This window comes from Anoxybacillus sp. UARK-01 (assembly GCF_002075365.1).
GTDB lineage: Bacteria > Bacillota > Bacilli > Bacillales > Anoxybacillaceae > Anoxybacteroides > Anoxybacteroides rupiense.
The window spans coordinates 79,189-102,488 of record NZ_NASY01000042.1 but is presented as its reverse complement, the minus strand read 5'-3'; the positions used below and the strand labels follow the sequence as shown (position 1 = coordinate 102,488).

General features: G+C 43.8%; 23 protein-coding genes. 6 read left to right on the top strand and 17 right to left on the bottom strand.

What is annotated here, in order from left to right; translation table 11 throughout:
- Window positions 1-10: 10 nt before the first annotated feature.
- The gene (gene acsA / locus B6A27_RS10230; protein ID WP_080862053.1) at window positions 11-1,726 is read right to left on the bottom strand and encodes an acetate--CoA ligase; all 1,716 of its coding nucleotides are present in this window, start codon (window positions 1,724-1,726) and stop codon (window positions 11-13) included.
- 182 nt (window positions 1,727-1,908) lie between these two features.
- Here acsA and B6A27_RS10225 point away from each other — a divergent pair, with 182 nt between their 5' ends.
- Genes B6A27_RS10225 through B6A27_RS10215 form a run of 3 tightly spaced genes read left to right on the top strand, consistent with a single transcriptional unit; the run spans window position 1,909 to window position 4,386 of the window.
- Window positions 1,909-2,541 carry a GNAT family N-acetyltransferase gene (locus B6A27_RS10225; RefSeq protein ID WP_044745909.1) on the top strand — a complete coding sequence of 211 codons (633 nt, stop codon included), beginning with the start codon at window positions 1,909-1,911 and terminating at the stop codon, window positions 2,539-2,541.
- A gap of 25 nt (window positions 2,542-2,566) precedes the next feature.
- Window positions 2,567-3,211, top strand: coding sequence for an acetoin utilization AcuB family protein (locus B6A27_RS10220; RefSeq protein WP_066150162.1), 645 nt, complete (start codon window positions 2,567-2,569; stop codon window positions 3,209-3,211).
- A complete protein-coding gene (locus B6A27_RS10215) occupies window positions 3,208-4,386 on the top strand; it encodes an acetoin utilization protein AcuC (RefSeq protein ID WP_080862052.1) in 1,179 nt (392 codons plus the stop codon). Before B6A27_RS10220 ends, B6A27_RS10215 begins: the two co-directional genes overlap by 4 nt.
- Window positions 4,387-4,500: 114 nt before the next feature.
- Here B6A27_RS10215 and ccpA read toward each other — a convergent pair whose 3' ends face one another.
- Together ccpA and B6A27_RS10205 are read right to left on the bottom strand one after the other, a co-directional pair.
- Window positions 4,501-5,496, bottom strand: coding sequence for a catabolite control protein A (gene ccpA / locus B6A27_RS10210; protein ID WP_044745906.1), 996 nt, complete (start codon window positions 5,494-5,496; stop codon window positions 4,501-4,503).
- Window positions 5,497-5,708: 212 nt separating this feature from the next.
- Window positions 5,709-6,791: a bifunctional 3-deoxy-7-phosphoheptulonate synthase/chorismate mutase gene (locus B6A27_RS10205; protein WP_044745905.1), complete on the bottom strand. Its 1,083-nt coding sequence runs from the start codon at window positions 6,789-6,791 to the stop codon at window positions 5,709-5,711.
- 168 nt (window positions 6,792-6,959) lie between these two features.
- Here B6A27_RS10205 and B6A27_RS10200 point away from each other — a divergent pair, with 168 nt between their 5' ends.
- A complete protein-coding gene (locus B6A27_RS10200; protein ID WP_080862051.1) occupies window positions 6,960-9,128 on the top strand; it encodes a cell division protein FtsA in 2,169 nt (722 codons plus the stop codon).
- 22 nt (window positions 9,129-9,150) lie between these two features.
- Here B6A27_RS10200 and ytxJ read toward each other — a convergent pair whose 3' ends face one another.
- The 3 genes from ytxJ to B6A27_RS10185 are packed head-to-tail and all read right to left on the bottom strand — an operon-like array spanning window position 9,151 to window position 10,292.
- Window positions 9,151-9,480: a bacillithiol system redox-active protein YtxJ gene (gene ytxJ / locus B6A27_RS10195; protein WP_066150151.1), complete on the bottom strand. Its 330-nt coding sequence runs from the start codon at window positions 9,478-9,480 to the stop codon at window positions 9,151-9,153.
- A gap of 5 nt (window positions 9,481-9,485) precedes the next feature.
- Window positions 9,486-9,878 (bottom strand): YtxH domain-containing protein, encoded by a 393-nt coding sequence (locus tag B6A27_RS10190; RefSeq protein ID WP_066150148.1) that lies wholly within the window; start codon window positions 9,876-9,878, stop codon window positions 9,486-9,488.
- Window positions 9,879-9,893: 15 nt separating this feature from the next.
- A complete protein-coding gene (locus tag B6A27_RS10185) occupies window positions 9,894-10,292 on the bottom strand; it encodes a DUF948 domain-containing protein (RefSeq protein ID WP_066150144.1) in 399 nt (132 codons plus the stop codon).
- Between the two features lie 683 nt (window positions 10,293-10,975).
- Between B6A27_RS10185 and B6A27_RS10180 the strand changes: the two genes are divergently transcribed.
- Window positions 10,976-12,091, top strand: coding sequence for an aminopeptidase (locus tag B6A27_RS10180; protein ID WP_066150141.1), 1,116 nt, complete (start codon window positions 10,976-10,978; stop codon window positions 12,089-12,091).
- An 87-nt stretch (window positions 12,092-12,178) separates the two neighbouring features.
- Here B6A27_RS10180 and murC read toward each other — a convergent pair whose 3' ends face one another.
- From murC to B6A27_RS10140, 8 genes are all read right to left on the bottom strand, one after another.
- Window positions 12,179-13,480, bottom strand: a complete 1,302-nt coding sequence (gene murC / locus B6A27_RS10175) for a UDP-N-acetylmuramate--L-alanine ligase (protein ID WP_080862050.1) — start codon at window positions 13,478-13,480, stop codon at window positions 12,179-12,181.
- Window positions 13,481-13,788: 308 nt separating this feature from the next.
- A complete protein-coding gene (locus B6A27_RS10170; protein WP_066150138.1) occupies window positions 13,789-14,886 on the bottom strand; it encodes a nicotinate phosphoribosyltransferase in 1,098 nt (365 codons plus the stop codon).
- A gap of 167 nt (window positions 14,887-15,053) precedes the next feature.
- Entirely contained in the window at window positions 15,054-17,294 is a 2,241-nt protein-coding gene (locus tag B6A27_RS10165; protein ID WP_080862049.1) for a DNA translocase FtsK, read from the bottom strand.
- 279 nt (window positions 17,295-17,573) lie between these two features.
- Window positions 17,574-18,179: a YtpR family tRNA-binding protein gene (gene ytpR, locus B6A27_RS10160; protein WP_044745896.1), complete on the bottom strand. Its 606-nt coding sequence runs from the start codon at window positions 18,177-18,179 to the stop codon at window positions 17,574-17,576.
- 23 nt (window positions 18,180-18,202) lie between these two features.
- Window positions 18,203-19,000: a DUF1444 domain-containing protein gene (locus B6A27_RS10155; RefSeq protein WP_080862147.1), complete on the bottom strand. Its 798-nt coding sequence runs from the start codon at window positions 18,998-19,000 to the stop codon at window positions 18,203-18,205.
- Between the two features lie 17 nt (window positions 19,001-19,017).
- Window positions 19,018-19,332, bottom strand: coding sequence for a thioredoxin family protein (locus tag B6A27_RS10150; RefSeq protein WP_080862048.1), 315 nt, complete (start codon window positions 19,330-19,332; stop codon window positions 19,018-19,020).
- Window positions 19,329-19,868, bottom strand: coding sequence for a DUF84 family protein (locus B6A27_RS10145; protein WP_044745894.1), 540 nt, complete (start codon window positions 19,866-19,868; stop codon window positions 19,329-19,331). The genes B6A27_RS10150 and B6A27_RS10145 overlap by 4 nt, the downstream gene beginning before the upstream one ends.
- A gap of 48 nt (window positions 19,869-19,916) precedes the next feature.
- Entirely contained in the window at window positions 19,917-20,990 is a 1,074-nt protein-coding gene (locus B6A27_RS10140) for a M42 family metallopeptidase (protein ID WP_044745893.1), read from the bottom strand.
- 129 nt (window positions 20,991-21,119) lie between these two features.
- Here B6A27_RS10140 and B6A27_RS10135 point away from each other — a divergent pair, with 129 nt between their 5' ends.
- Complete coding sequence (locus B6A27_RS10135) at window positions 21,120-21,419, top strand: PepSY domain-containing protein (protein WP_066150131.1); 300 nt, start codon at window positions 21,120-21,122, stop codon at window positions 21,417-21,419.
- A 54-nt stretch (window positions 21,420-21,473) separates the two neighbouring features.
- Here the strand turns inward: B6A27_RS10135 and B6A27_RS18650 are convergent, their stop codons facing one another.
- From B6A27_RS18650 to trmB, 3 genes are all read right to left on the bottom strand, one after another.
- Window positions 21,474-21,614, bottom strand: a complete 141-nt coding sequence (locus tag B6A27_RS18650; protein ID WP_161491041.1) for a hypothetical protein — start codon at window positions 21,612-21,614, stop codon at window positions 21,474-21,476.
- Window positions 21,615-21,626: 12 nt separating this feature from the next.
- Window positions 21,627-22,490 (bottom strand): YtnP family quorum-quenching lactonase, encoded by an 864-nt coding sequence (locus tag B6A27_RS10130; protein WP_066150128.1) that lies wholly within the window; start codon window positions 22,488-22,490, stop codon window positions 21,627-21,629.
- Between the two features lie 94 nt (window positions 22,491-22,584).
- Window positions 22,585-23,229, bottom strand: a complete 645-nt coding sequence (gene trmB, locus B6A27_RS10125) for a tRNA (guanosine(46)-N7)-methyltransferase TrmB (protein WP_066150125.1) — start codon at window positions 23,227-23,229, stop codon at window positions 22,585-22,587.
- Between the last annotated feature and the right edge of the window lie 71 nt (window positions 23,230-23,300).

Genomic DNA, 23,300 nt, shown 5'->3' with positions numbered 1-23,300 from the left:
GCTATAATCATTAATCTTCCATCGTCGACAAATCTCCTGTCGGCAAGTTCAATTCCCATGCTTTTAACACGCGGCGCATGATTTTGCCGCTTCGTGTTTTCGGCAATTTATCACGAAACTCAATTTCCCGCGGAGCCGCATGAGCCGCTAATCCTTTCTTGACAAAAAGACGAATATCTTCAATCAATTCCTCAGACGGCTCATAGCCATCGCGCAACGAAATAAAGGCTTTAATAATTTCTCCTCGCACTGGATCAGGCTTTCCAATGACGCCTGCTTCAGCAACAGCCGGATGTTCAACAAGCTTACTTTCTACTTCAAACGGCCCTACGCGCTCTCCTGATGTCATAATCACATCATCAATCCGTCCTTGGAACCAGAAATAACCGTCCTCATCCATATAAGCCGAATCTCCCGACACATACCAATCCCCGATAAAATAGGATTCATATTTTTGCGGATTGTTCCAAATTTCCTTCATCATGGACGGCCAACCTTTGCGGATTGCCAGGTTCCCCATGCGATAAGGAGGCAATTCGTTTCCTTGATCATCAATGATCGCCGCTGTTACTCCAGGAATCGGCTTACCCATTGATCCAGGCTTGATTTCCATACACGGATAATTGCAAATGAGCTGTGCACCCGTTTCTGTCATCCACCACGTATCATGAATGCGGCGATGAAATACCTTTAATCCCCAGCGCACTACTTCCGGATTAAGCGGTTCTCCTACGCTTAAGATATGACGAAGTGAGCTCAAATCAAATTGTTTAATAATTTCATCTCCTGCTCCCATCAGCATTCGAAAAGCCGTCGGAGCGCTGTACCAAACCGTCACGCCGTAATCCTCGATTGTTTGATACCATATTTCCGGGCTGAAGCGTCCCCCGATAATCACGTTGGAAGCACCGCAGAGCCACGGGCCGAAAATTCCGTAAGAGGTTCCTGTTACCCATCCTGGATCCGCCGTGCACCAATATACATCATCCTCTTGTAAATCAAGCACCCATTTCGCTGTTTGATAATGCTGGATCATCGCATTGTGAACATGCAAGACGCCCTTCGGTTTTCCGGTAGAGCCAGATGTATAGTGCAAAATCAATCCATCCTGCCGATCCACCCATTCAACGTCAAAATGCTTACTTGCTTCATTCATGCGCTTTTTGAAGTCGATATATGGACCTTCCTCTTTAATTTGATCTCCCACTAACAAAACATACTTTAAGGCCGGAAGCTCATTGACAGGAACGCGCGGCAGCAATTCCGGAGTGGTGACAATGACCTTCGCTTCGCTGTCTTCCAGGCGATCGCGAACAGCCCCTTCCATAAACGCTTCAAATAACGGCCCAACAATCGCTCCTGTTTTAATTGCTCCAAGAACAGCAAAATACAACTCTGGCGAACGCGGCATAAAAACGAAGACGCGATCTCCTTTTTCTACTTCAGCGACTTGTTTGAATACATTGGCTGCCTTATTCGACCATTCTTTCATTTCTTTGAACGTATATTTTTCCTCGCGCGAAGCATCTCGATAATAAAGTGCGACTTTATTTTTCCGGAATGTCTCTACATGGCGGTCAATCGCCTCATAAGCCATATTTACGCGGCCTGTTTCCGACCATGAAAAATTTTTTTCAGCCTCTGACCAATCAAAATTTCGATAGGTTTCCTCATAATTGGCTAAATTGTGCTCCCCTTGTATGACTGATAGCGTTTCCACTTTCATTCCCCTATTTCCCCCTTATGTAAATGATTACATTTCCATTATAGTATAACTCATATAAATTCTCAATTTTTAAAAAATTAACTTTAAAAACAAAGTTTTTTGAAGTTTTTTTGAAAACGCTTTATCTTTCTTTTTTTCATGTATAATGGAACTGTGAGAAAAGATAACCAGGTGGTGACTGAATGGAACATAAAAAAACATATAATGCCAAAGAACTAAAAACTCCAAGAGGCACGCTGATCATCGAAGGGCCGGTGCCGCCCGAAAAGCTAGCAGCCTATGAATTTCACCATGACTTAACCGCATTCCGACAGCCAGAGCAACAGCATAAAGCACTGATCGAGATTGCTTGCCTTCCTGAAGGAAGGATTATCATCGCCCGCCATCATCACACCATTATCGGCTACGTCACATTTCTTTATCCTGATCCGCTTGAGCGCTGGTCTGAGGGTAACATGAGCAATTTGATCGAACTGGGGGCCATCGAGGTCATTCCTGAATTCCGCGGCTATCAAGTGGGCAAAAACTTGCTTATTGTTTCGATGATGGATGATGCAATGGAAGATTATATTATCATCACGACAGAATATTATTGGCATTGGGATTTAAAAAGAACCGGACTGAATGTGTGGGAATATCGTAAAATCATGGAGAAAATGATGAATGCTGGAGGACTTGTCTGGTATGCGACTGATGATCCTGAAATCTGCTCGCATCCGGCTAACTGCCTTATGGCCCGCATTGGAAAACGAGTCGATCAGGAATCCATTCAAAAGTTCGATCGCCTTCGGTTTATGAACCGTTTTATGTATTAAATCAGCAAACAAAGGGGGAGAAGGTATGATTGTTGAACAAATTATGAAAACAAACATCTTCACACTTCATCCAAACAGTACGATCACAGATGCGATCAACCTAGTCAAGCAGAAGCGCATTCGCCATATTCCGATCGTCGATGAAGAACAGCGCATCTTGGGCATTGTGACAGACCGTGATATTCGTGATGCAAGCCCTTCTATTTTCCATGCCCATGAACATTTAGAAGACTTTGAAAAACCGATTAGCACGCTGATGAAAACAGATGTGATTACAGGCCACCCTCTTGATTTTGTAGAAGAAATTGCGGCGTTATTTTATGAGCACCGAATTAGCTGTTTACCGATTGAAACAGATGGAAAATTAGTAGGAATGGTGACTGAAACGGATTTGCTGTACACGCTTGTACAACTGACAGGAGCGCATCAGCCTGGATCACAGATCGAAGTCAAGGTACCTAATTATAGCGGAATGCTAAGCGAAGTAGCAGCGGTCTTTGCGAAAAGAAATATGAATATTTCCAGCGTCCTTGTCTATCCAGATAGCGATGAACGCTACAAAATTCTTGTATTCCGCATTCAAACCATGAATCCTACCGGAATTATTGCTGATTTAAAAAACGCAGGCTACACGGTTCTATGGCCAAACCTACCGGGGGTTTCATCATGAAGAAGGATTGTGTGTTCGTATACTCAGATGCATTTCAAACTTACAAATTCAACGATGACCATCCATTTAACCAATTGCGCGTTAAACTCACTTATGATTTGCTCCAAGCTATCGATGCTTTAGAAGACGGACAAATTATTTCACCTCGCATCGCCACAGATGAGGAACTGGAATTGATTCACGACCGTGCTTACATTGAAGCCGTTAAAGCGGCTGGGCAAGGAAAATTAACAGATGAGATCGCCCTGAATTACGGACTGGGGACAGAGGATACCCCTATTTTTCCTAATATGCATGAAGCAAGTGCTTTGCTAGTAGGAGCGACGTTAACAGCTGTGGATTATGTATTATCAGGAAAAGCTGTCCACGCCTTAAGCCTAGGCGGAGGACTCCACCATGGGTTTCGCGGTAAAGCATCGGGATTTTGCATTTATAATGATAGTGCGGTAGCGATTAAATACATTCAAGAACGCTATGGGCTTCGCGTTCTTTATGTGGATACGGATGCCCATCATGGCGACGGAGTACAATGGGCCTTTTACGACGATCCGAATGTCTGTACGTTTTCCATTCATGAAACGGGAAGATATTTGTTCCCTGGAACAGGAAACATTACAGAGCGGGGGCACGGAAAGGGGTATGGGTTCTCATTTAATATTCCCGTCGATGCGTTTACCGAGGATGAATCATGGCTTGATGCTTACACGCAAGCATTGCGAGAAATCGCTGATTTTTTTAAGCCAGATGTCATTTTGACACAAAATGGGGCCGATGCCCACTACTACGATCCGCTTACTCATCTATCTGTCACAACGAAAACTTATCGTGAGATCCCAAGGCTGGCTCATGAAATCGCTCATCAATATTGTGACGGCCGCTGGATTGCCGTCGGTGGAGGCGGCTACGATATTTGGCGCGTCGTACCAAGAGCATGGTCATTCATTTGGCTTGAAATGACTGAACAATCAAACATTTCAGGAAACCTCCCGCAAGCATGGCTTGAAAAATGGCAGCCGTACTCTCCTGTTCCGCTTCCTGAAGCATGGGACGATCCAGAAGGATTGTATCCGCCCATTCCACGCAAGGGAGAAATTACTGAAAAAAACGCTCTGACTGTCGAGAAAGCGCTTTATCCCATTCGCAACCAACGTCCCAACATGAAGCAAAGCCTATGAAATTTCATATTTGGCGACATTCCTTGTCTGCCAACCGTTTTCAAGATATTCTGAGTCAGAAAAACAATGGTAGACAAAGTGAAAATTCACTTTGTCTACCACCAAAATCTTTGTTTATTTTGTTGATTCTCGATATTCAATGCGATGCGGCAGCACAACAATATGGTTTTCGACATGCTCTTTATTCATATATTTCGTGAGCAGCCGCATAGCCACCGCGCCGATATCATACATTGGCTGGACAACCGTAGTTAAGCGCGGGCGCACCATTGTCGCAAGCCGGGTATTATCAAACCCGACTACCTCCAATTGGTTTGGCACATGAATGCCATGGTCCTGCGCGCTATGAATCACTCCAAGCGCCATCTCATCTGTACCAGCAAATACGGCTGTTGGTCTATCATGCAATTCCATCATTTTTTCATACGCTTCGATACCCGAATCGTATGAATAGTCTCCTTCAATAATCAGCCCCTCATCATATGCAATTCCTCTCTCCTCAAGCGCACGCCGATAACCTGATAGCTTTTTCTGATTAATTGGATCATCAGCCGGTCCGGTCACATACGCTATGCGTGTATTTCCTTTATCAAGAAGATAGGTCACAGCTTCAAATGCGGCTTGCTCGTAGTCAATGTTTACCGATGGAATCGCATGATTTTGCTCAATGGTCGCCGCCAGCACAATCGGAACGGATGATTTCTGAAATTCGCTTACATGTTCATCCGTCATATTGCCCCCCATGAACACGATTCCATCTACTTGCTTTGCCAGCATCGTATTGAGCAAATGCAGCTCTTTCTCTTTGTTTTGATCGGAGTTGCTCAAAATGATATTATATTTATACATCGTAGCAATATCTTCGATTCCTCGCGCTAATTCGGCAAAAAAGATGCTCGAAATATCAGGGATAATCACGCCGACCGTTGTCGTTTTTTTGCTGGCGAGCCCGCGTGCGACAGCGTTTGGCCGATAGCCGAGTCGTTCAATGGCCTCCAATACCTTTTTTCTTGTCGACGGCTTAACATTTGGATTCCCATTAACTACTCGTGATACCGTTGCCATCGACACATTTGCTTCTCGAGCAACATCATAAATGGTTACATTCATTTATCCCACTCCTCTTATACCTCTATTTTATGACAATCGTCATCTTGTCTACTTATTATATTAGCAATATCATACGATACATTATGGAACAATGGCAACGTCTTGACAAATAATTTGTAAATGTTTTCGTATTTTATTCAAACTAAGACCAAAATAAAAAATCCCTTTCACCAGCGCGTATTCGCCCCGATGAAAGGGAAGGGTCGCGTGATTTACGCCTTCACCATTTGCCGCTGAAACGATTTTAATTCTTCCATAAATTCGTTAAATTGAGCAATATCCATTTGCTGAGCTGAATCTGATAAAGCAACGGCTGGATCAGGATGCACCTCGGCCATCACTCCGTCGGCACCGATTGCCAATGCCGCCTTGGCGCAAGGAAGCAATAGATCGCGTCTTCCAGTCGAGTGAGTCACATCGACAAATACCGGCAAATGAGTTTCTTTCTTTAAGATCGGCACAGCAGAAATGTCAAGCGTATTCCGCGTTGCCCGTTCATATGTGCGGATTCCACGCTCGCAAAGAATAATTTGATCATTTCCTTGCGACATAATGTATTCTGCAGCGTTGATAAACTCTTCGATCGTTGCAGCCAGTCCGCGCTTTAGCAATACCGGTTTATTTACTTGGCCGGCCGCCTTTAACAGCTCAAAGTTTTGCATATTGCGCGCACCGATTTGAATGACGTCGATGTAATCAAGGGCTGTTTCAATATCGGCAGGAGTCACGATTTCACTAATGACTGCTAAATCGTATTCGTCAGCAATTCTTTTCAAAATTTTCAGCCCTTCCACTCCAAGTCCTTGGAAGTCATATGGAGATGTTCTTGGCTTGTACGCTCCCCCGCGCAATAATTTTAATCCGTGCTGTTTCACCGCCTTAGCTACTTCAGCCACCTGTTCGTAGCTTTCTACTGCGCAAGGCCCCATCACAAAATATTGATTGCCGTCACCAATTTTTTCACCTTTAATGTTGACAATCGTATTTTCTGGCTTTTTCTTCCGCGAAACAAGCAGCGCTTTGCGATGATCGTCTTCTTGCAGCTCTAAGCCCGCTTTAAAAATTTCTTTAAAAATATGTTTCAACGTCGCCGTTTCAAACGGTCCGTCGTTATATTCAAGAATCAAATCGAGCATCTTTCGCTCACGAACTGGATCATAGCGATAAGTGCCCTGTGTTTCTTTAATTTTCCCAATTTCTTGGACAAGGCGGCCTCGTTCGTTAATCAATTTTAAAATCTGCAAGTTCACTTCGTCGACCCTTGCCCTTAACTCGTCTAATCTGTCGTTGCTCATGCTTTCTCATCCTTTCGTGGTTTATAAAAGTAAAAAAATATGATACATTTCTATTAATTAGACATTATAATCGAAATGGATACAATTGTCACTAAAAAACTTTAGCCATTAAACGCATTTAAGTAATAAAGCAGCATATGACAAATTTTAAAAGAAGGTGAATTGTCCGTGAACAATGAGACAGCCATTTTTGCATTAGATATTGGAACGCGCTCTGTTATTGGGGTTATTTTACAAGAAATGAACGGTGCTTATCAAGTATTCGATGTGATAGCAAAAGAACATGATGAACGGGCCATGCTTGACGGACAAATTCATGATATCCCGGCAGTCTCGAAAACCATTATAGAAATTAAAGAAGCATTGGAAAAAAAATATGGACCGTTGCGACGCGTTTCTGTTGCTGCCGCTGGAAGAGCCTTAAAAACTGAACGGGCTGAAGCGACGTTGTGGGTATCCGGAAAGACGATGATCACCAAAGAAGATGTGACGCATTTAGAATTAAGCGCTGTGCAGCAAGCACAAGCAAAATTGGCGGCACAGCAGCAAGAACAAAGCCATCATTACTATTGCGTAGGCTATTCTGTAGTGAACTACAAAATTGACGGACAAGAAATCGGCAGTTTAATTGACCAGCAAGGGACAGAAGCAGCCGTTGAAGTGATCGCCACATTTTTGCCTAAAATTGTGGTCGATTCTCTTCTGGCGGCTTTACAACGCGCCAACCTTGAAATGGAGGCGCTGACCCTTGAGCCAATCGCAGCTATTAATGTGCTGATACCGCCTACCATGCGCCGTTTAAACGTCGCGCTCGTCGATATTGGCGCCGGAACTTCTGATATCGCTATCACTGATCTCGGCACCGTAGTGGCTTATGGAATGGTTCCGGTTGCCGGAGATGAGATTACGGAAGCGATTTCAGACCAATATTTATTAGATTTTCCATTGGCTGAACAAACAAAACGCGAGCTTTCCAAAAACACAACCGTCACCATCACGGATATTTTAGGCTTTGAAACAGAAGTGAGCTGTGAAGAAATCGTTGCCTCCATTTCCGAGGCGATTGATCGGCTTACCCAAGCCATCAGTGATGAAATCTTGCTTTTGAATAACGGAAAGCCTCCAAAAGCCGTTATGTTGGTTGGCGGCGGCAGCTTGACTCCTCAATTGCCAAAACGACTGGCTAAAATGCTTGAATTGCCGGATCATCGCGTGGCGATCCGAGGAGTAGAAGCCATTCAAAAATTAACAATCAGTCCAGACATCCATCTGCATGGGCCAGAGCTTGTCACCCCCATCGGCATTGCCATTGCATCTCAGCAAAATCCGGTGAAGTATGTTAGCGTCTCTGTCAACGGACAGCTTGTTCGCTTATTTGATATGAAGCAGCTGACCATTGGCGACTGTTTGCTGGCCAGCGGCATTTCCATTTATAAGCTATACGGGAAACCAGGAATGGCTCTTGTTGTCACTGTCAACGGACAAACGATCACCATTCCAGGCACACACGGGCAACCTCCGCTCATTACGAAAAACGGCATTCCAGCTGCTTTAGACACCTCCATTCATGATGGAGACGATATTTTCATCGAAAAAGGGAAAGACGGGGAAGCAGTGTCCATTTCATTAAGAGAATTAATCGATGAGCTGCCGCGCAAAACCGTCACCATAAACGGAGACACGTATGAAATCAAAGCAGCGGTCTATCAAAACGGACAGGCTGTTTCTTTGGATACATATGTCCATGATCGCGACATCATTACCTTAAAAATGCCAGAAACCATTGAGGAATTGCTGCATGATCTCAACCTCTCTCAATGGCTGACAAAGCTCAAACCATTTATCGTCTATCTCAATCATTCTCCTATTGAAATCAAAGCATGGGCTGGGACTATTTATAAAAATCAGCTGGAAGCGCGGTTATCATCAAGCTTTGAGGATGGCGACATCATTGAACTTACAGACCAAGCGGCACCAACGCTTCGCGAGCTGGCTGACGCTCAGCAAATCCGTTTGACCTACTCCGTCCCTGTCCGTTTTAATGGAGAGTGGATTACTCTTTCCAAACCTTTGGTGCAAATTTATCGTAACGGACAGCTGCTTCATGAAGAGGATCAAGTTGAAAACGGATCGACTCTGGAACTGGTCGAAAGGAAAATGGAGTCATTTATTTTTCAAGATATTTTTAACTATGTTCAAATTGATATCCCTTCGTCTGCTTCAGCGACTTTCACGTTGCTAAAAAACGGGGAGCGAGTGACATTTTATGAACCTTTGGCTCCGGGGGATGAATTAGAAATGACTTGGGAGCCCATCCATATAAACAAAAAATCATAGGCTGATCCCAAGTGATAGGGGATCAGCCTATAATTTGCCGCTTCAGTTCATCGTACGTAATGCTCCAATGCGAGGTGTGCCATTTAACAGAGCCGTTTGCAAACAGCAACGCTTGAGGCGATTCATGCTTTATGCTGAATGTCTCAGCAATGTAATTGGAAAGTGGCCGTGCTTCTTGCACATATAAATAATACGCGGCCACTTCCGGATGATCCTCTACAAACTTCTCGTACTCCGCGAAAGCCGCTCGACTTATCGGACACGTTAGGCTATGTTTCAATAACAAAAAATGTTTGACTTCTTGAACGATTGGTTCAAATTGTTCTACTGTTTCAAGCTTTTGTTTTCCCACATTTTTCACTCCGCTTCATTTGGATGCTGTTTTTTCTGTTCCGCATCACTCAATGCCTGTTCTGTTTCTTTCAACAATCTGTCAATTGCTTCTTTATTGTTGTCCACTGGAATCCGGATCGCTTCTGTCTCCAGTTCAATTCCTTCATGTTCCTGCTCATTCATGTCGCTTTCCGTGTCTTTGGCTGCCGGTACTCTCTTAGCTACCTCTTTTGTTTTCTCTTTCGCAATTTCCAGCCATTCTGTAGCCTTTGTTTTAATTGGCTCCAAATTCCCTGTCACATTTATTTCTGCTACCCACTTTTTCCCCTTATCGCTTGTGAAAAGTAGGGCCGTCGCAGCTCCAACCACCCCGCCAACAATCGCTCCTAGCAAAAAACTCCCGTTATTTTTTCCCATCTTGCATCCTCCTTTTTAGTTTGTTTTTTTTCTTCTTTTCCATTTTCCCCATATTTCTAAAAAAGCATTTCCCCATTGCACCGCTTGAATGACTTTTTGCTCATTGCTCGACAACTGTTTAGCTAAAGAATCGTTAAACGTTTGGATCGTCGCTCCTACCTGTTTGACGGTGTCAAATAGCCTGTTTAAACTCTCCATTTTTTTCTGTACATCATCAGCTACCGCATTCGTTTTATGCAATAGTTGAGAGGTTTCCGTCCCGATTTCATTCACTTGCTTTTCCATTCCTTCGATTGTTTTCGTCAAGCTTTGCAATGTATCCTGCACTCTTTTCAATGTTTTAACTAAATACACAACTAAAATGAAAAAGGCAATCGCAACCAATGCTACGCTTAAATATAAAATGATTTCCACATTTTTTCCTCCTCAATGCAACCTTTCTTTAAAGAGACTATTCGACTTCTTATCGACAAATTCCTCCTCTAACATTCTATATAATTTGAAATTTTAACAGACAGGAACATGGCGCAAGCATACACACCAAATCAATGAATGAACATTTCTCGCCACATTGGTAACGCGTCTTTGCGTTCGAACAAACAACTGTCGAAAAATGGCGTACATCCCTAGACTGCTCCATCAAAGATGAGACAAACAGGATCAGTAAACATCCACGATCGAAAAAGTTTTGTGACTTGCCTTCCCACACGCATTCACGTGACGAAGGTTGGAGTCAAGACGTTTGATCCATTTATGGTTCCGTAGAGCAGCTTGTTTCGCCCACCTAAAACGGCCCTCACTCTATCATACAGCTGGTAAACATATCAAGTGACAGCTATTCTATTCAACAAATTGGGCAAAATAGGATACAATAATTTTGTATACATAGTAGGTAAAGCTTGTTGGTGAATCAAAGAAGACAAACGGGACGCCCATGTTCCCCTATGTTTGTCTGGTTGCGACAAACGGCAGGTTCCGTGCTATGCTGGCCATGAGATAGAAGACGCTCAGGTTTATCCTTGGCAATTCTGCATTTCTCAAGCAACGGCATGATCACCAATGCCAAAATCAATCGATTCGAATGGGAGGAAGCATAAATGAAAGATCCACGCATTGAGCAATTAGCCAAAACTCTAATTCAATACTCGGTTCGCCTGCAAAAGGGAGAAAAAGTATTAATTGAAAACTTCGGGCTTCAGCGCGAATTTGTCATCGCTCTCGTCCGGGAAGCCTATGCTGCTGGAGGATATCCGTTTGTATTGTTAAAGGATCATCAAATTGATCGAGCTCTTTTACTCGGTGCACAAGAGGAGCAATTTCAAATGATGGCCGACTTCGAAGCAAGCATCATGGCGCAAATGGACGCTTATATCGGGCTTCGGGCCGGTGACAATATTAACGAATTTGCTGATATTCCTGATGATAAAATGCGGCTTCATGGCAAAACCGTCATGCAAAAAGTGCATCGCGATATTCGTGTTCCCAAAACAAAATGGGTGGTGCTCCGTTATCCAAGCCCATCGATGGCTCAGTTGGCAAAAATGAGCACCGAAGCATTTGAAGATTTTTATTTTAATGTGTGCAATCTTGACTATAGCAAAATGGATCGAGCAATGGATGCGCTCGTCGATTTAATGAACAAAACCGATCAAGTGCGCATTACAGGACCAGGAACTGACTTGTCCTTCTCTATTAAGGATATTCCAGCCATTAAATGCTCTGGACAGATGAACATTCCAGATGGCGAAGTATACACGGCTCCTGTTCGTGATTCTGTCAATGGCACTATTTCGTTCAATACGCCGTCTCCTTACCATGGCTTTACATTTGAAAACGTCAAGCTAACGTTTAAAGATGGCCAAATCACGGAAGCAACGGCTAACGATACAGAACGAATTAATCAAATTTTCGATACAGATGAAGGCGCACGCTATATCGGTGAGTTTGCCATCGGCGTCAATCCATACATCCAGCACCCGATGCAGGATATTTTATTTGACGAAAAAATTGACGGAAGCTTTCATTTCACTCCGGGACAGTGCTATGATGATGCATACAACGGCAATCATTCCACCATTCACTGGGACATGGTGATGATTCAACGTCCAGAATACGGCGGCGGTGAAATTTATTTTGATGGAGTGTTAATCCGCAAAGACGGGCGCTTCGTCATACCGGAGCTTGAAGCGCTAAATCCGGAAAATCTCAAATAAGGTGTAATACAAAGAGCCGATTCATTGAATGAATCGGCTCCCCTCTTCTTCAAGCAGAAGAAAAGCACCTAGAATGAGCTCTCGGTGCTATGAATGAACGGTTTGCTCATATGCCTCTTGAAACTTTTGAATATCTCCGGCTCCCATAAATACCAGCACCGCACGCGCATGCTGCTTTAATACCGATGTATCGTCTTCTGTAATCAGGCGAGCATGTGGAATTTTCGCTTGCAAATCATAAATCGACAGCTGTCCCTGATGCTCACGGGCAGAGCCAAAAATATCGCACAAATACACCTGATCCGCTTGCTGAAGGCTCTCAGCAAACTCTTGCAAAAAGGTTTGCGTTCTTGTATAGGTGTGTGGCTGAAAGATCGCAACAATTTCACGATTCGGATATTTTTGTCTTGCCGCATCAAGCGTTGCCACAATTTCTCGCGGATGATGAGCATAGTCGTCAATCAAAATTTGATCGCCGATCTCTTTTTCACTAAACCGCCGCTTCACTCCTTGGAACGTTTTTAAACGTTCTTGAATAATGCGCACATCAATTTCTTCATAATGGCAAAGGGCAATGACCGCCAACGCATTGAGCACATTATGATCGCCAAAACGCGGGATTTCAAATGAAGCAAAAAACGTATTGCGAACAAATACATCAAACGAAGTTCCTTCTGTCGTTTTCACGATATTGCGCGCCTGAAAATCGTTGTCATCGCCAAAGCCATAAAACAAAACCGGGACCTTCGCTTGAATTTTTTGCAAATACTCGTCATCCCCGCATGCAATAATCCCCTTTTTCACCTGCATCGCCATCTCCTGAAAAGCGGCAAATACATCATCAATATTCGCAAAATAATCTGGATGATCAAAGTCAATGTTCGTCATAATCGCATAATCAGGGAAATACGATAAAAAGTGACGCCGATATTCGCAAGCTTCAAACACAAAATATTGGCTTCCTTCTACTCCTTTTCCAGTTCCATCCCCAATTAAATACGAGGTCGGTTTCGCTCCTTGCATCACATGAGCCAACAGCCCTGTCGTCGATGTTTTCCCATGTGCTCCTGTCACGGCAACACTTGTGAATTTTTGCAAAAAATCGCCCAAAAATCGATGATAACGAATAACAGGAACCCCTAATTCATGTGCCGCTTGAATTTCTTCATGCGTATCCGCAAATGCATTTCCAGCAATCACTGTACAGCCAGGGCGAATGTTCTCCCTGCTAAACGGAAAAATGGGAATTCCCCGCTCTTCTAGCGCTCTTTGTGTAAAAAAACGCTTTTCAACATCTGATCCTTGAACAATATACTTCATATCATGAAGAATTTGTGCTAACGCGCTCATTCCTGTTCCTTTAATGCCCACGAAATGGTAAACAGTCATATCGAAGACCTCCAACAATCGTCTGTCTGAACCTTTACGCCATAAAAATCGGCTCAATACGGAACCGATTGGTCTGGTTCGAGCATGATCGCTGTTTGATTCTGCTCATCTTCTTTGCAGAATCAAGCGACACTTTCCTCTGTAACACAGTATATGATGCTCCTATAGATTTGTCATTTGCCTGCTATATGTATTCTCACATTTCATCATTATATCACTGTTTTTCGTCAAAGACTATGATGAAAAAGGAAAACTGATAGTAGTTCCCTCTCTATCAGTTTTCCCCGCTTTCCTATATTGTATTGCCTTTACTCTACTTTTTCTAAACGAGGATTGGGGCGATATCGCCGCCCTGCCTTAGCTTGATGCTTGCCGTTTAACAGTACGTTATCTCCTGTAAAGCCAATATGAATTTTTAACAGGCTGCTCCCTACTCCATACATATCAACAGGAACCCCCTGTTGTTCAAATTCGATAATGCGCTGTTCATTAAATCCGCCGCTTACCACAATTTTAACATGTTCAAATCCTTCGCGGTCCAATGCTTCCCGCAGCGCAAAAATAAGCGGAGGATTCACCCCGCGCGGATCGAACGTCCCCAGCACTTCCGGATGACGGATAAAATATTGATCGATCATCGTACGTGATGTATCGACACGCACTCCTTTTAATTTATCGCCAAATTCCCTAGCTACACGAAGCGCATCTGTAATACAGTCATTATTATAATCGACAAGAACAACTAAATCATCCTCTGGATACTTCGCATAATACGCCTTCGCGGCCGCTACGACATCCCCATCAAACAATTGAATCAGCGCATGAGGCATCGTTCCCATCCCTTGCTTGCCCCACCATTCATTCATCGCATGAGTCGCTTGGGCCGTAGAACCGCCGATAAAAGCGGCATAACCATCGCCAGCTTGTTGCGTATAATGGTCATCACGATCCCCCATAAAAATAATCGGTTTTTGCACTCCAGAAAGCGCAGCCGCTTTTACAACGTTATATACGTTTGTCGCTACCGATGTGCGGCGCGCCAAAATACCGTCAATAATCCCTTCCAGATAGCCAAAATTTTGATAAGGCCCCGTAATGGTGAGCACCGTTTCAAACGGACTTATTTTGTCTCCGTCTTTTAGCGAGTAAATTTCTAATTTTTCCGGCTCATCGGCAAAAGTTTTAACGAGTGCAATCACTTCATCCGTGCCGCACAGCACCGCATGCTCTTTTTGGAAAAATTGCATGGTGACGATGTTATCTGGGCAAAATTCGCGCACGATTTCCCTCGTTTTCAAAAAATAGACAGCGGAAAACCAGCCATCGCGAATACGCTCATCAAACTTGAATGTCTGGTTGGTTAATCTCTTAATTTTTCCCTGTAATTTCAATTCAATTTCCTTCATATTCTGCTCCCTCGCCTGCTCTAATTTATATAGCCGATATGAATTATGTCACACCGTGATACGAACACCAATAGAAAAACTGACACCCCGTAAGGAAAAGGGAAAATCCCCCTTTCCTTACTGCTTCGCATGGACGCTGTCAAAAAATCCATCTGCTATATAGTCAATCATATCATATGACCTTCTTGCAAATGAGCCAACTCTTCTTCCGTAATCAATACATCACGCGGTTTACTGCCTCGCGCCTCCGAAATGATTCCCTGCTCCTCCATCATCTCCATCAGTCGCGCCGCACGGTTATAACCGATGCGGAAACGGCGCTGCAAGCTTGAGGTAGACGCTCCTCCTTGCTGTACAACAAATTCGCATGCTTCATAAAACAGTTCATCCTCTTCGTTTGATAAAGACGCCTGTTTTAAAAAATCATCCTGTTCGAATAAATAAGCTGGGGACATTTGCTGCTTCACATGGGACACCACTCGCTCGATCTCCTCATCGGACACAAAATTTCCTTGTATGCGCACCGTTTTCGATGTCCCATTCTCTAAAAACAGCATATCGCCACGTCCAAGCAGCTTTTCGGCCCCGTTTGTATCAATGATGGTCCGGGAATCGACTTGAGAAGAAACAGAAAAGGCGATTCTTGTCGGAATGTTTGCTTTAATTAAGCCTGTAATGACATCAACAGATGGGCGCTGTGTCGCCACGATTAAATGGATTCCGCATGCTCTCGCTTTTTGGGCAATCCGGCAAATGGCTTCCTCGACATCTGTTGGGGCAACCATCATTAAATCCGCTAGCTCATCAATGATAATGACGATATACGGAAGATGGTGCTCTGGTGTCTGCTCTCTTCTCACCAGCTCATTATATTTTTGAATATCCCTTACTCCAGTGTGAGCAAACAAGCTGTACCGCCGCTCCATTTCTTCAACTGCCCACTTTAATGCTCCTGTCGCTGCTTTGACATCGGTCACCACCGGACTGACAAGATGCGGGATGTCATTATATGGAGCCAGCTCCACCATTTTTGGATCAATTAATAATAATTTTACTTCATGAGGCGCCGCTTTATAAAGCAAACTGACAAGCATGGCATTGATGCAGACGCTTTTTCCTGAACCCGTTGCCCCGGCAATTAACCCATGCGGCATTTTCTTTAAGTCTGTCACCATTGGCATCCCCGATAAATCCAGGCCGAGCGCAACCGTCAGTGGCGAAGAACTTGCTCTAAAAGCTTCACTTTGCAAAATTTCACGGATCAATACTGGACGGCTTTGAGCGTTCGGCACTTCAATCCCAATCGTGCTTTTTCCAGGAATCGGCGCTTCGATGCGAATATCTTTTGCTGCTAGACTTAGTTTAATATCATCGGATAAGCTTGTAATTTTGTTCACCTTCACCCCCGGTGCCGGCTGCACTTCAAATCTTGTTACGGTCGGCCCTTGAGCTACATGCACCACTTTGGCTCCCACATTGAAATTGGCAAACGTCTCATTAAGCTGGGCACATTGATGATCCATCCATTCTTTATCATTCTCTTTTTGCTCCAACGGGGGCTGCAGCAATTCAAGCTGCGGAAAACGGTAAGCGGGTTCCCCTTGTTTTTTCTCTTTTTTTCGTGCCTCCCATTTTTCCCGATCCTGCTTGAGCATCATGACATTATACGGAATGCGAGAAGACGGGCGCTGTGTCGGCGCTTGTTTTTCTTGTGGTTCGTTCGATAAAGACGCTTCCGCATTTTGCTCCTCTGTCTTCGCTTCCTTCTCCTCTTCTGACGGTCTTCCGTCTTGCTCCTCTGATGGGGGAACATCAAGAAGCTGTGCCTCCTCACTATCCGCCACTTCTTCAATAGCATAGGGCTGTGCCTCCTCTTCATCGCTTAAAGCTAATGATTCCCCAAGCGACGGCTGATGTCCGATCGGCTCCTCTTCTTTCTCGCTTCCATGCTCTTTTTCATCAGGCAGATCCATGATGTATGTAATAGGGAGGTCCAGATGATGGCTCAAAAGCGAATCCTGCTTCTCCTCAGGGAGTTCCGTCTCACTATCCCACTTTTCCGGCTGCATTGGCTGCGGTCGTCCTTTATAACCGTAAATCGGCGAAGGTACTTCTGAAGGTCGGAAAGGACGCTTTTCCACCGCAGGACTTTCAGGTTCCCTTCTCGGCTTTTCTCTTCTTTCTTGTCTTTCTTCTGCTTCATCATACGTTTTGCTGCTTCTTTTACGACGCGTTGACGCTTCATCAGGAATCAACGGAAACCGAAACTTTCCAGTTGGATACTGATAAGTCACTTTCACATCGAGTTCAGCAGCTGTTTTCTCGATGGGCTGTTCTTTCCGCTCAATCGGCGGCTGCCTATCCTCTTCCTGCAACAAATAACGAACAAGCCGTTTTAACCATTTCATCTAGAATTCACTCTTTCTATTCTCTTTTCAACTCTCTATTTTACCAATTATAAAAAAAAAGTCACTAGAAGGATGCCTAGTGACTGAAATAAACTGCCCTCCACCGATGCTTCGCTTAAAGGTGGGAACTTCAAGCGACTTGTGCGTGTTCGCTTTCCTTCGTTCCGAAGGGGTCCGTTTGAACGATAGAAGATCCTATCCGTTGGCGATCTCCCATTGTCGTTCAGCTTCGCAAAACTTAGAAGTGGAAAACTTCTTTCAGATAAATGTTAAATAACATTATTTTGTAAAAGCTTGTCCAACTTGATAATCATCAGACAAAACTAAAATCCCTTTTTCTTGCGGAGCGTTTGGCAATTCAAGCTCGCGGGCGGAACAAATCATTCCGTAAGAAGGGACACCGCGCAATTCAGCTTCTTTAATGACAAGGCCGCTCGGCATAACCGCGCCAATTTTAGCTACTACCACCTTTTGCCCAGCATCCACATTCGGTGCTCCGCAAACAATTTGTAGCACTTCTGAGCCAACATCCACTTGGCATACGCTTAATTTATCCGCATTAGGATGTTTTTGTTTTTCTTTCACATATCCGACAACAAATTTGGGTGAAAAATCAGCTTCAATGAATTCCGTAAAGCCATTTTTCTCTAAAAGCTCATTGATGGCCTCAATTAACTGCTCGTCTACCTCCACCGCTGCATTTTCTTCAAAAGAGTAATGGTGAGAAACGTTAAAAATATTGTATCCTACTGTTTCGTTCGTCGTTTCGTCAAAGATGCGAACAATATCGCCCTTTTTTTCAAATGCGCGGCTTTCTGGGTTCATCGTCCTTAAAGAAATAAGCAACACATCGCCAATGCCTTCTCGATTATAAAATACGTTCATTGCACCTCTTCCTTTCTTTCCGACTATTGTTTTCCCTTATTTTTCCCTAATATAAAAACTGGTTCCAATTCGCCATTTTCATATAAAAATGATAGAGCAGTTACCGGCACATGGCCGCTTGCAAAAAAGCTCATTGTCAGCTGGGCAAGCACATCATATCCTGTTTCGTTTTGGATGTCGGCAACCACCAAAACGTCCTGATGAGGCACAGCCAGCACCATCGTTCCGGTGATTTTTTGGGCCATTTCTTCTAAAAAACGATCGTTTAAAATTCGGCTCGCATCATAGCCATCGTTTGTGTTCACAAAATAAAAACGATTTCCTGCCACTTCATCTTCTTTGACAGGAGTCTCTAAAGACCGGATGTTAAAGCGGGCAATCTCCTTGATTTGATGGACATCCCAATTTTCCTGCTCAATCAGCGTTTTGTCAATCAGACGATACGTGTTTCCTAAATCGAGCGCGTAGTAGATCCGTGTTTCAGCCGTATGCTCCTCGTAAATCAGCGGAATCCCGTCTTTTGTTTCTGTAGGAAACGAGGTAGAACGGATTACCGGATAAATGTCCTTTTCTTTCCCCGACAGCGTATGGGCTTCATGCATTGTATGGAGCGCTTGTTCAATATAATAGACAACCTCCTGAAGCGCTTCCTCCTGCTTTTCCTGCCATTTCGCAATAATGCCTGGCAACGAAACGGTGACACCTTTCTTGGTTTGCGAGTCTTCAATGCGAAGCGTATCCTTTTTGCTGTCAAACTGAAATGTCCAATCTTCACGCGCTAGCCGTTTTTCAATTTCTTTCGCCATTTGTTTACTATCCATTTGCATTTAGGGCTCCTTTACTGCAATCCTTGAATGAATTGCTCAATTTCCTCTTTTGTCTTTCTATCCTTGCTGACAAACCGTCCAAGTTCCTTTCCACGATCGTAAGCGACAAAGCTTGGAATGCCAAAAATATTTTCATCGGTACACACATCTAAAAGCTGGTCACGATCAATATAATAAAATTCGTAGTCAGAAAACTGTTGTTCAATTTCCGGCAAAAACGGTTCGATAAATCGGCAATCAGGGCACCATTCTGCTGAAAAAACGAAAATAGCCTTCTTTTCCTGTTTGATTGTTTGGTATTCTTTAGCTGTTTTAACCGTATTCATGATTTCTCCTCCTTTATTACTCCATTTTTCGTCCAAAACTCATACTGTCCTCTCAACAATTTAACAATATGGCTAAACATTTCGGTCCGATTCACGTAGCCATGTGTAAAAATACCGATGGCCCCTTCTTTTTGGCGGATATTTTGCTGACCAGTATAGGCTTCCATCACCTCGCCAAGCTCACGGCCGCTCCATACTCCTTCTGCCACCTCCAGCGGCAAAGGAATGCGTGCTCCCCCAGCGGAAACAACCATGCCATTCCGATCAACTAAAGCCCCCCAATTGCACACCCACAATTGGCTATCCGCCTCAACAACTCCTCCTTCAAGACCAATGGCGATATCTGCCTTCTCTTTCTCAAGCGCATGCTTCGCCCGATTGATCGCCCCTGCTCTTGTTTCTTCATCAGAAAAAGGTTGGGCAGCTACAGCAGAATCAACCTTTGTTGGTACAATTACATGGCGCTCATTGAAAAAAATAGCTTCGACAGCGGCTACCTTTGCTTGATTCGTTGTACCGACGGCAATTCTCATCATGTCATCCCCCTTTCACGGAAAAAGAGAAGCCTCATGAAGACTCCCCCCTCAGTTTGCTTGACGAATGGACTCCACTGTCGACTGATCACATTGTTTCACTAACTCTATTAATAGCTGTTTAGCTGCGGCATAATCATCGACATGAATAATGGAAGCATGGGAATGAATATAACGAGAACAAATGCCAATAACAGCTGAAGGAATGCCGCTGTTGGCAATATGTACTCTCCCAGCATCTGTAGCTCCCGGAGAAATAAAAAACTGATACGGAATGCGATGCGTTTCAGCTGTATCGAGAACAAATTCACGCATTCTCGGACTCATAATCATCGAACGATCATAGATGCGGACAAGCGCCCCTTTTCCGAGATGCCCAAATTCCTTTCGATCTCCTGTCATGTCATTGGCCGGGCTGGCATCCAATGCGAAAAAGATATGCGGCTGAATCATTTGGGCTGCTGTTTGTGCACCGCGCATTCCTACCTCTTCTTGCACGGTTGCCCCAGAGTACAAAACGTTAGGCAATTCCTCATTGTTTAATTCTTTTAACAGCTCAATGGCCAGCCCGCAGCCATATCGATTATCCCAAGCCTTCGCCAAAATTTTCTTCGGATTTTCCATTGGGGTAAATGGACAAATCGGCACAATTTGCTGGCCCGGCCGTATCCCCATGCGTTCCGCATCCTTCCGATCATCCGCCCCGATATCAATAAGCATATTTTTGATATCCATTGGTTTATTTCGCTGTTCCTCTCCAAGCAAATGCGGCGGAACAGATCCAATAACACCAATTACTGGCCCATGCTCTGTGATAATTTGTACCCGTTGTGCCAGCAGTACTTGGTTCCACCATCCGCCCAACGGCTGAAAACGGATCATTCCATTAGCAGTAATAGCCGTTACCATAAATCCCACTTCGTCCATATGACCAGCAACCATGACAATAGGCCCGTTTACATCGCCGCGTTTGACACCAAAAATACCGCCAAGCCGATCTTGTACGACTTCATCTGCATATTTCTGTAGTTCCTTTTTCATAAATTGCCGAACAAAACGCTCATTACCCGGTGCTCCCGGCAGTTCTGTTAATGTTTTGAACAGCTGAAGCGTTTCTACATTCATATGTTCCTAACCCCTTTTTCTTATGTCCTTTTTATTTTAGCGAACAACTCATATACTTTCCACTTTTCCCACATTTTTTTGAAAAATCAGGTATACTAAATAAAAGACCATGATTGAGGAGGGGAAAAAATGAGATGGAAAACATTTTTCGCAGGCGCCGCTGCCGGATTCGCAGCTGCTTATGCTGTCCAAGCCATGCGCGCACGCACATTCATTTCCTCAGAGAAGGCTCTCTCGTTGGCGAAAGCCGCTTTTCAACGCTCTGCTCCCATTAGTGGTTCGTGGATTCAGAGCGAACCAGAGACATACGAAAAAAACGGGCTTGTTTATAAAGTATATAAAGGCGGCATTTGCCGTGAGAATGAACAGTATGAAGTTTTCATCGACGCCTACACGGGAACCATTATTGACACATACAGACTTTCATGAAAAGAAATGAAGGACATCTCCTTTCGAGATGTCTCAGACTGTTAACAAATGCTTTTATGCTATGCCGCCGGCCTCGATCGGCTTCGTTCCTTGTCTGTCAAGCATCTTCAAGCCATTCTGATACGAAAAAGTGGCCATCCATTGATGACAGTTAAAATAGTGGTAGACAAAGTAAACATGAACTTTGTCTACCACAGCGAATCTCTCCTATCGAGATGCCTTCTCTTTTTCACGTTCTCGCGCAACGCTCGCGATCATTTCACCTGCTTCATTCCATTTGATGGCTCGATAGTAAGCGTCATGATAAAAACTCAGCCACGCTTGTTGATCCACCGCATATGGAATCCATTTTTGCTTTTGAGCAATGGATGTCATCGGATAGTCATCGTACGCTAACACCCATAGTACGTTTTGATGAGCATGTGTCGGCATTAAATCCGCTAAGTGAACGAGCCGTTCTCCTTCAGATTCGATGTGAATGATCGAATGGCCGTCGCTATGGCCTCCTGTATGGATCATTTTAATTTCTGAAACAATTTCTATTTCCTCGGCAAACGTGACCACTTGTTCAGCGATCGCTTCCCAATTTTCTTTCCAATATGTATTGCGTGAACGAATATTAGGCTCCCTCATTTCGTTCCATTCCACTTGTGATGTCACAATTTGAGCGTTTGGAAAAACGGAAGCAAACTGATTTCCTTGCCGTTTCGTTAGCCCGCAAGCATGATCAAAATGCATATGTGTCATCAAAACAAAATCGACATCATTTGGGGTCAATCCCAATTCATGAAGCGACTTCTCAATGCTTGACTCTTCCGTCACGCCAAAGTTGCGCTTCTGCTTATCCGTAAGCTTTCCATTGCCGACGCCAGAGTCGATTAAAATATTTTTGTTAGCCACTTGCAAAAGAAGCGGATCGGTCCGCAATTCAATTTGATTGTTGTCATTGCATGGATACTTTTTTGACCAGAGCGGCTTCGGAACAACCCCAAACATCGCTCCTCCATCTAAATGAGTCACCCCTCCGTTTAACCATGTAATTTGCACATTTCCCACCTTTAATCTTTCCATTTCCCATCACCTCCATTTATAGTGTAACATTTCGGTGAATTTTTCGAAAATAAAAAATAAGGCTGCCTCGATCTTTCGAAAGACAGCCTTATCATTATTTTGCCCGATACTTTACTTCACAGCGATAAATTCGATTGCCCTTGGCCGCAAACTTTTCTTCATATTCTGTCATCATATTTCCGGAAAAATCGCTATGATGAAGGTCCAAACTGACATATGTCAGGAGCAAGCCATATTGTGAGAAGCTCATAAGGGAATACTCGAACAACCCTTGGTTGTCTGTCTTGAAATGGATTTCCCCTTCAGATACTAAGATTTGTTCATATAATTCAAGAAAGGAATGATGAGTTAACCTTCTTTTTTCATGGCGTTTTTTCGGCCAAGGATCAGAAAAGTTTAAATAAATTCGTTCTACCTCGCCATTTTCAAAAAAACTAGCCAAATCTTTGGCGTTGACATTCAACAGACGCAAATTCGGCAGATCGTTTTCGATTAATTTATCGAGAGCAGATACAATCACACTTTCATACAGCTCAATCCCAATGTAATTAATCTCTGGGTTCTCCTTAGCCATTCCTGTAATAAACTGACCTTTTCCCGTTCCAATTTCAATATGGATGGGATGATGATTTCCAAATAATTCATGCCATTTTCCTTTGTATTGCTCTGGGTTTGGAACCACATATTGCGGATAAGCAGAAATTTTCTCCTTCGCCCAAGGTTTGTTACGTAAACGCATGCCAACACCTCTGTTTTTTTATCATCGTTGTCAACAATATCATGAATACCGATCAGTGTGCAAGATCAAAA

Coding starts and splice junctions, on each gene's coding strand:
- B6A27_RS10180 (WP_066150141.1), top strand. CDS start 10,976: ATGAAAGATCCACGCATTGAGCAATTAGCCAAAACTCTAATTCAATAC.
- B6A27_RS10170 (WP_066150138.1), bottom strand. CDS start 14,886: ATGAAGGAAATTGAATTGAAATTACAGGGAAAAATTAAGAGATTAACC.
- B6A27_RS10130 (WP_066150128.1), bottom strand. CDS start 22,490: ATGGAAAGATTAAAGGTGGGAAATGTGCAAATTACATGGTTAAACGGA.
- B6A27_RS10165 (WP_080862049.1), bottom strand. CDS start 17,294: ATGAAATGGTTAAAACGGCTTGTTCGTTATTTGTTGCAGGAAGAGGAT.
- B6A27_RS10155 (WP_080862147.1), bottom strand. CDS start 19,000: ATGGATAGTAAACAAATGGCGAAAGAAATTGAAAAACGGCTAGCGCGT.
- acsA (WP_080862053.1), bottom strand. CDS start 1,726: ATGAAAGTGGAAACGCTATCAGTCATACAAGGGGAGCACAATTTAGCC.
- B6A27_RS10190 (WP_066150148.1), bottom strand. CDS start 9,878: ATGGGAAAAAATAACGGGAGTTTTTTGCTAGGAGCGATTGTTGGCGGG.
- trmB (WP_066150125.1), bottom strand. CDS start 23,229: ATGCGTTTACGTAACAAACCTTGGGCGAAGGAGAAAATTTCTGCTTAT.
- B6A27_RS10215 (WP_080862052.1), top strand. CDS start 3,208: ATGAAGAAGGATTGTGTGTTCGTATACTCAGATGCATTTCAAACTTAC.
- ytpR (WP_044745896.1), bottom strand. CDS start 18,179: ATGAACGTATTTTATAATCGAGAAGGCATTGGCGATGTGTTGCTTATT.
- B6A27_RS10150 (WP_080862048.1), bottom strand. CDS start 19,332: ATGAATACGGTTAAAACAGCTAAAGAATACCAAACAATCAAACAGGAA.
- ccpA (WP_044745906.1), bottom strand. CDS start 5,496: ATGAATGTAACCATTTATGATGTTGCTCGAGAAGCAAATGTGTCGATG.
- B6A27_RS10145 (WP_044745894.1), bottom strand. CDS start 19,868: ATGATGAGAATTGCCGTCGGTACAACGAATCAAGCAAAGGTAGCCGCT.
- B6A27_RS10135 (WP_066150131.1), top strand. CDS start 21,120: ATGAGATGGAAAACATTTTTCGCAGGCGCCGCTGCCGGATTCGCAGCT.
- B6A27_RS10220 (WP_066150162.1), top strand. CDS start 2,567: ATGATTGTTGAACAAATTATGAAAACAAACATCTTCACACTTCATCCA.
- murC (WP_080862050.1), bottom strand. CDS start 13,480: ATGACTGTTTACCATTTCGTGGGCATTAAAGGAACAGGAATGAGCGCG.
- B6A27_RS10140 (WP_044745893.1), bottom strand. CDS start 20,990: ATGAATGTAGAAACGCTTCAGCTGTTCAAAACATTAACAGAACTGCCG.
- B6A27_RS10225 (WP_044745909.1), top strand. CDS start 1,909: ATGGAACATAAAAAAACATATAATGCCAAAGAACTAAAAACTCCAAGA.
- B6A27_RS10205 (WP_044745905.1), bottom strand. CDS start 6,791: ATGAGCAACGACAGATTAGACGAGTTAAGGGCAAGGGTCGACGAAGTG.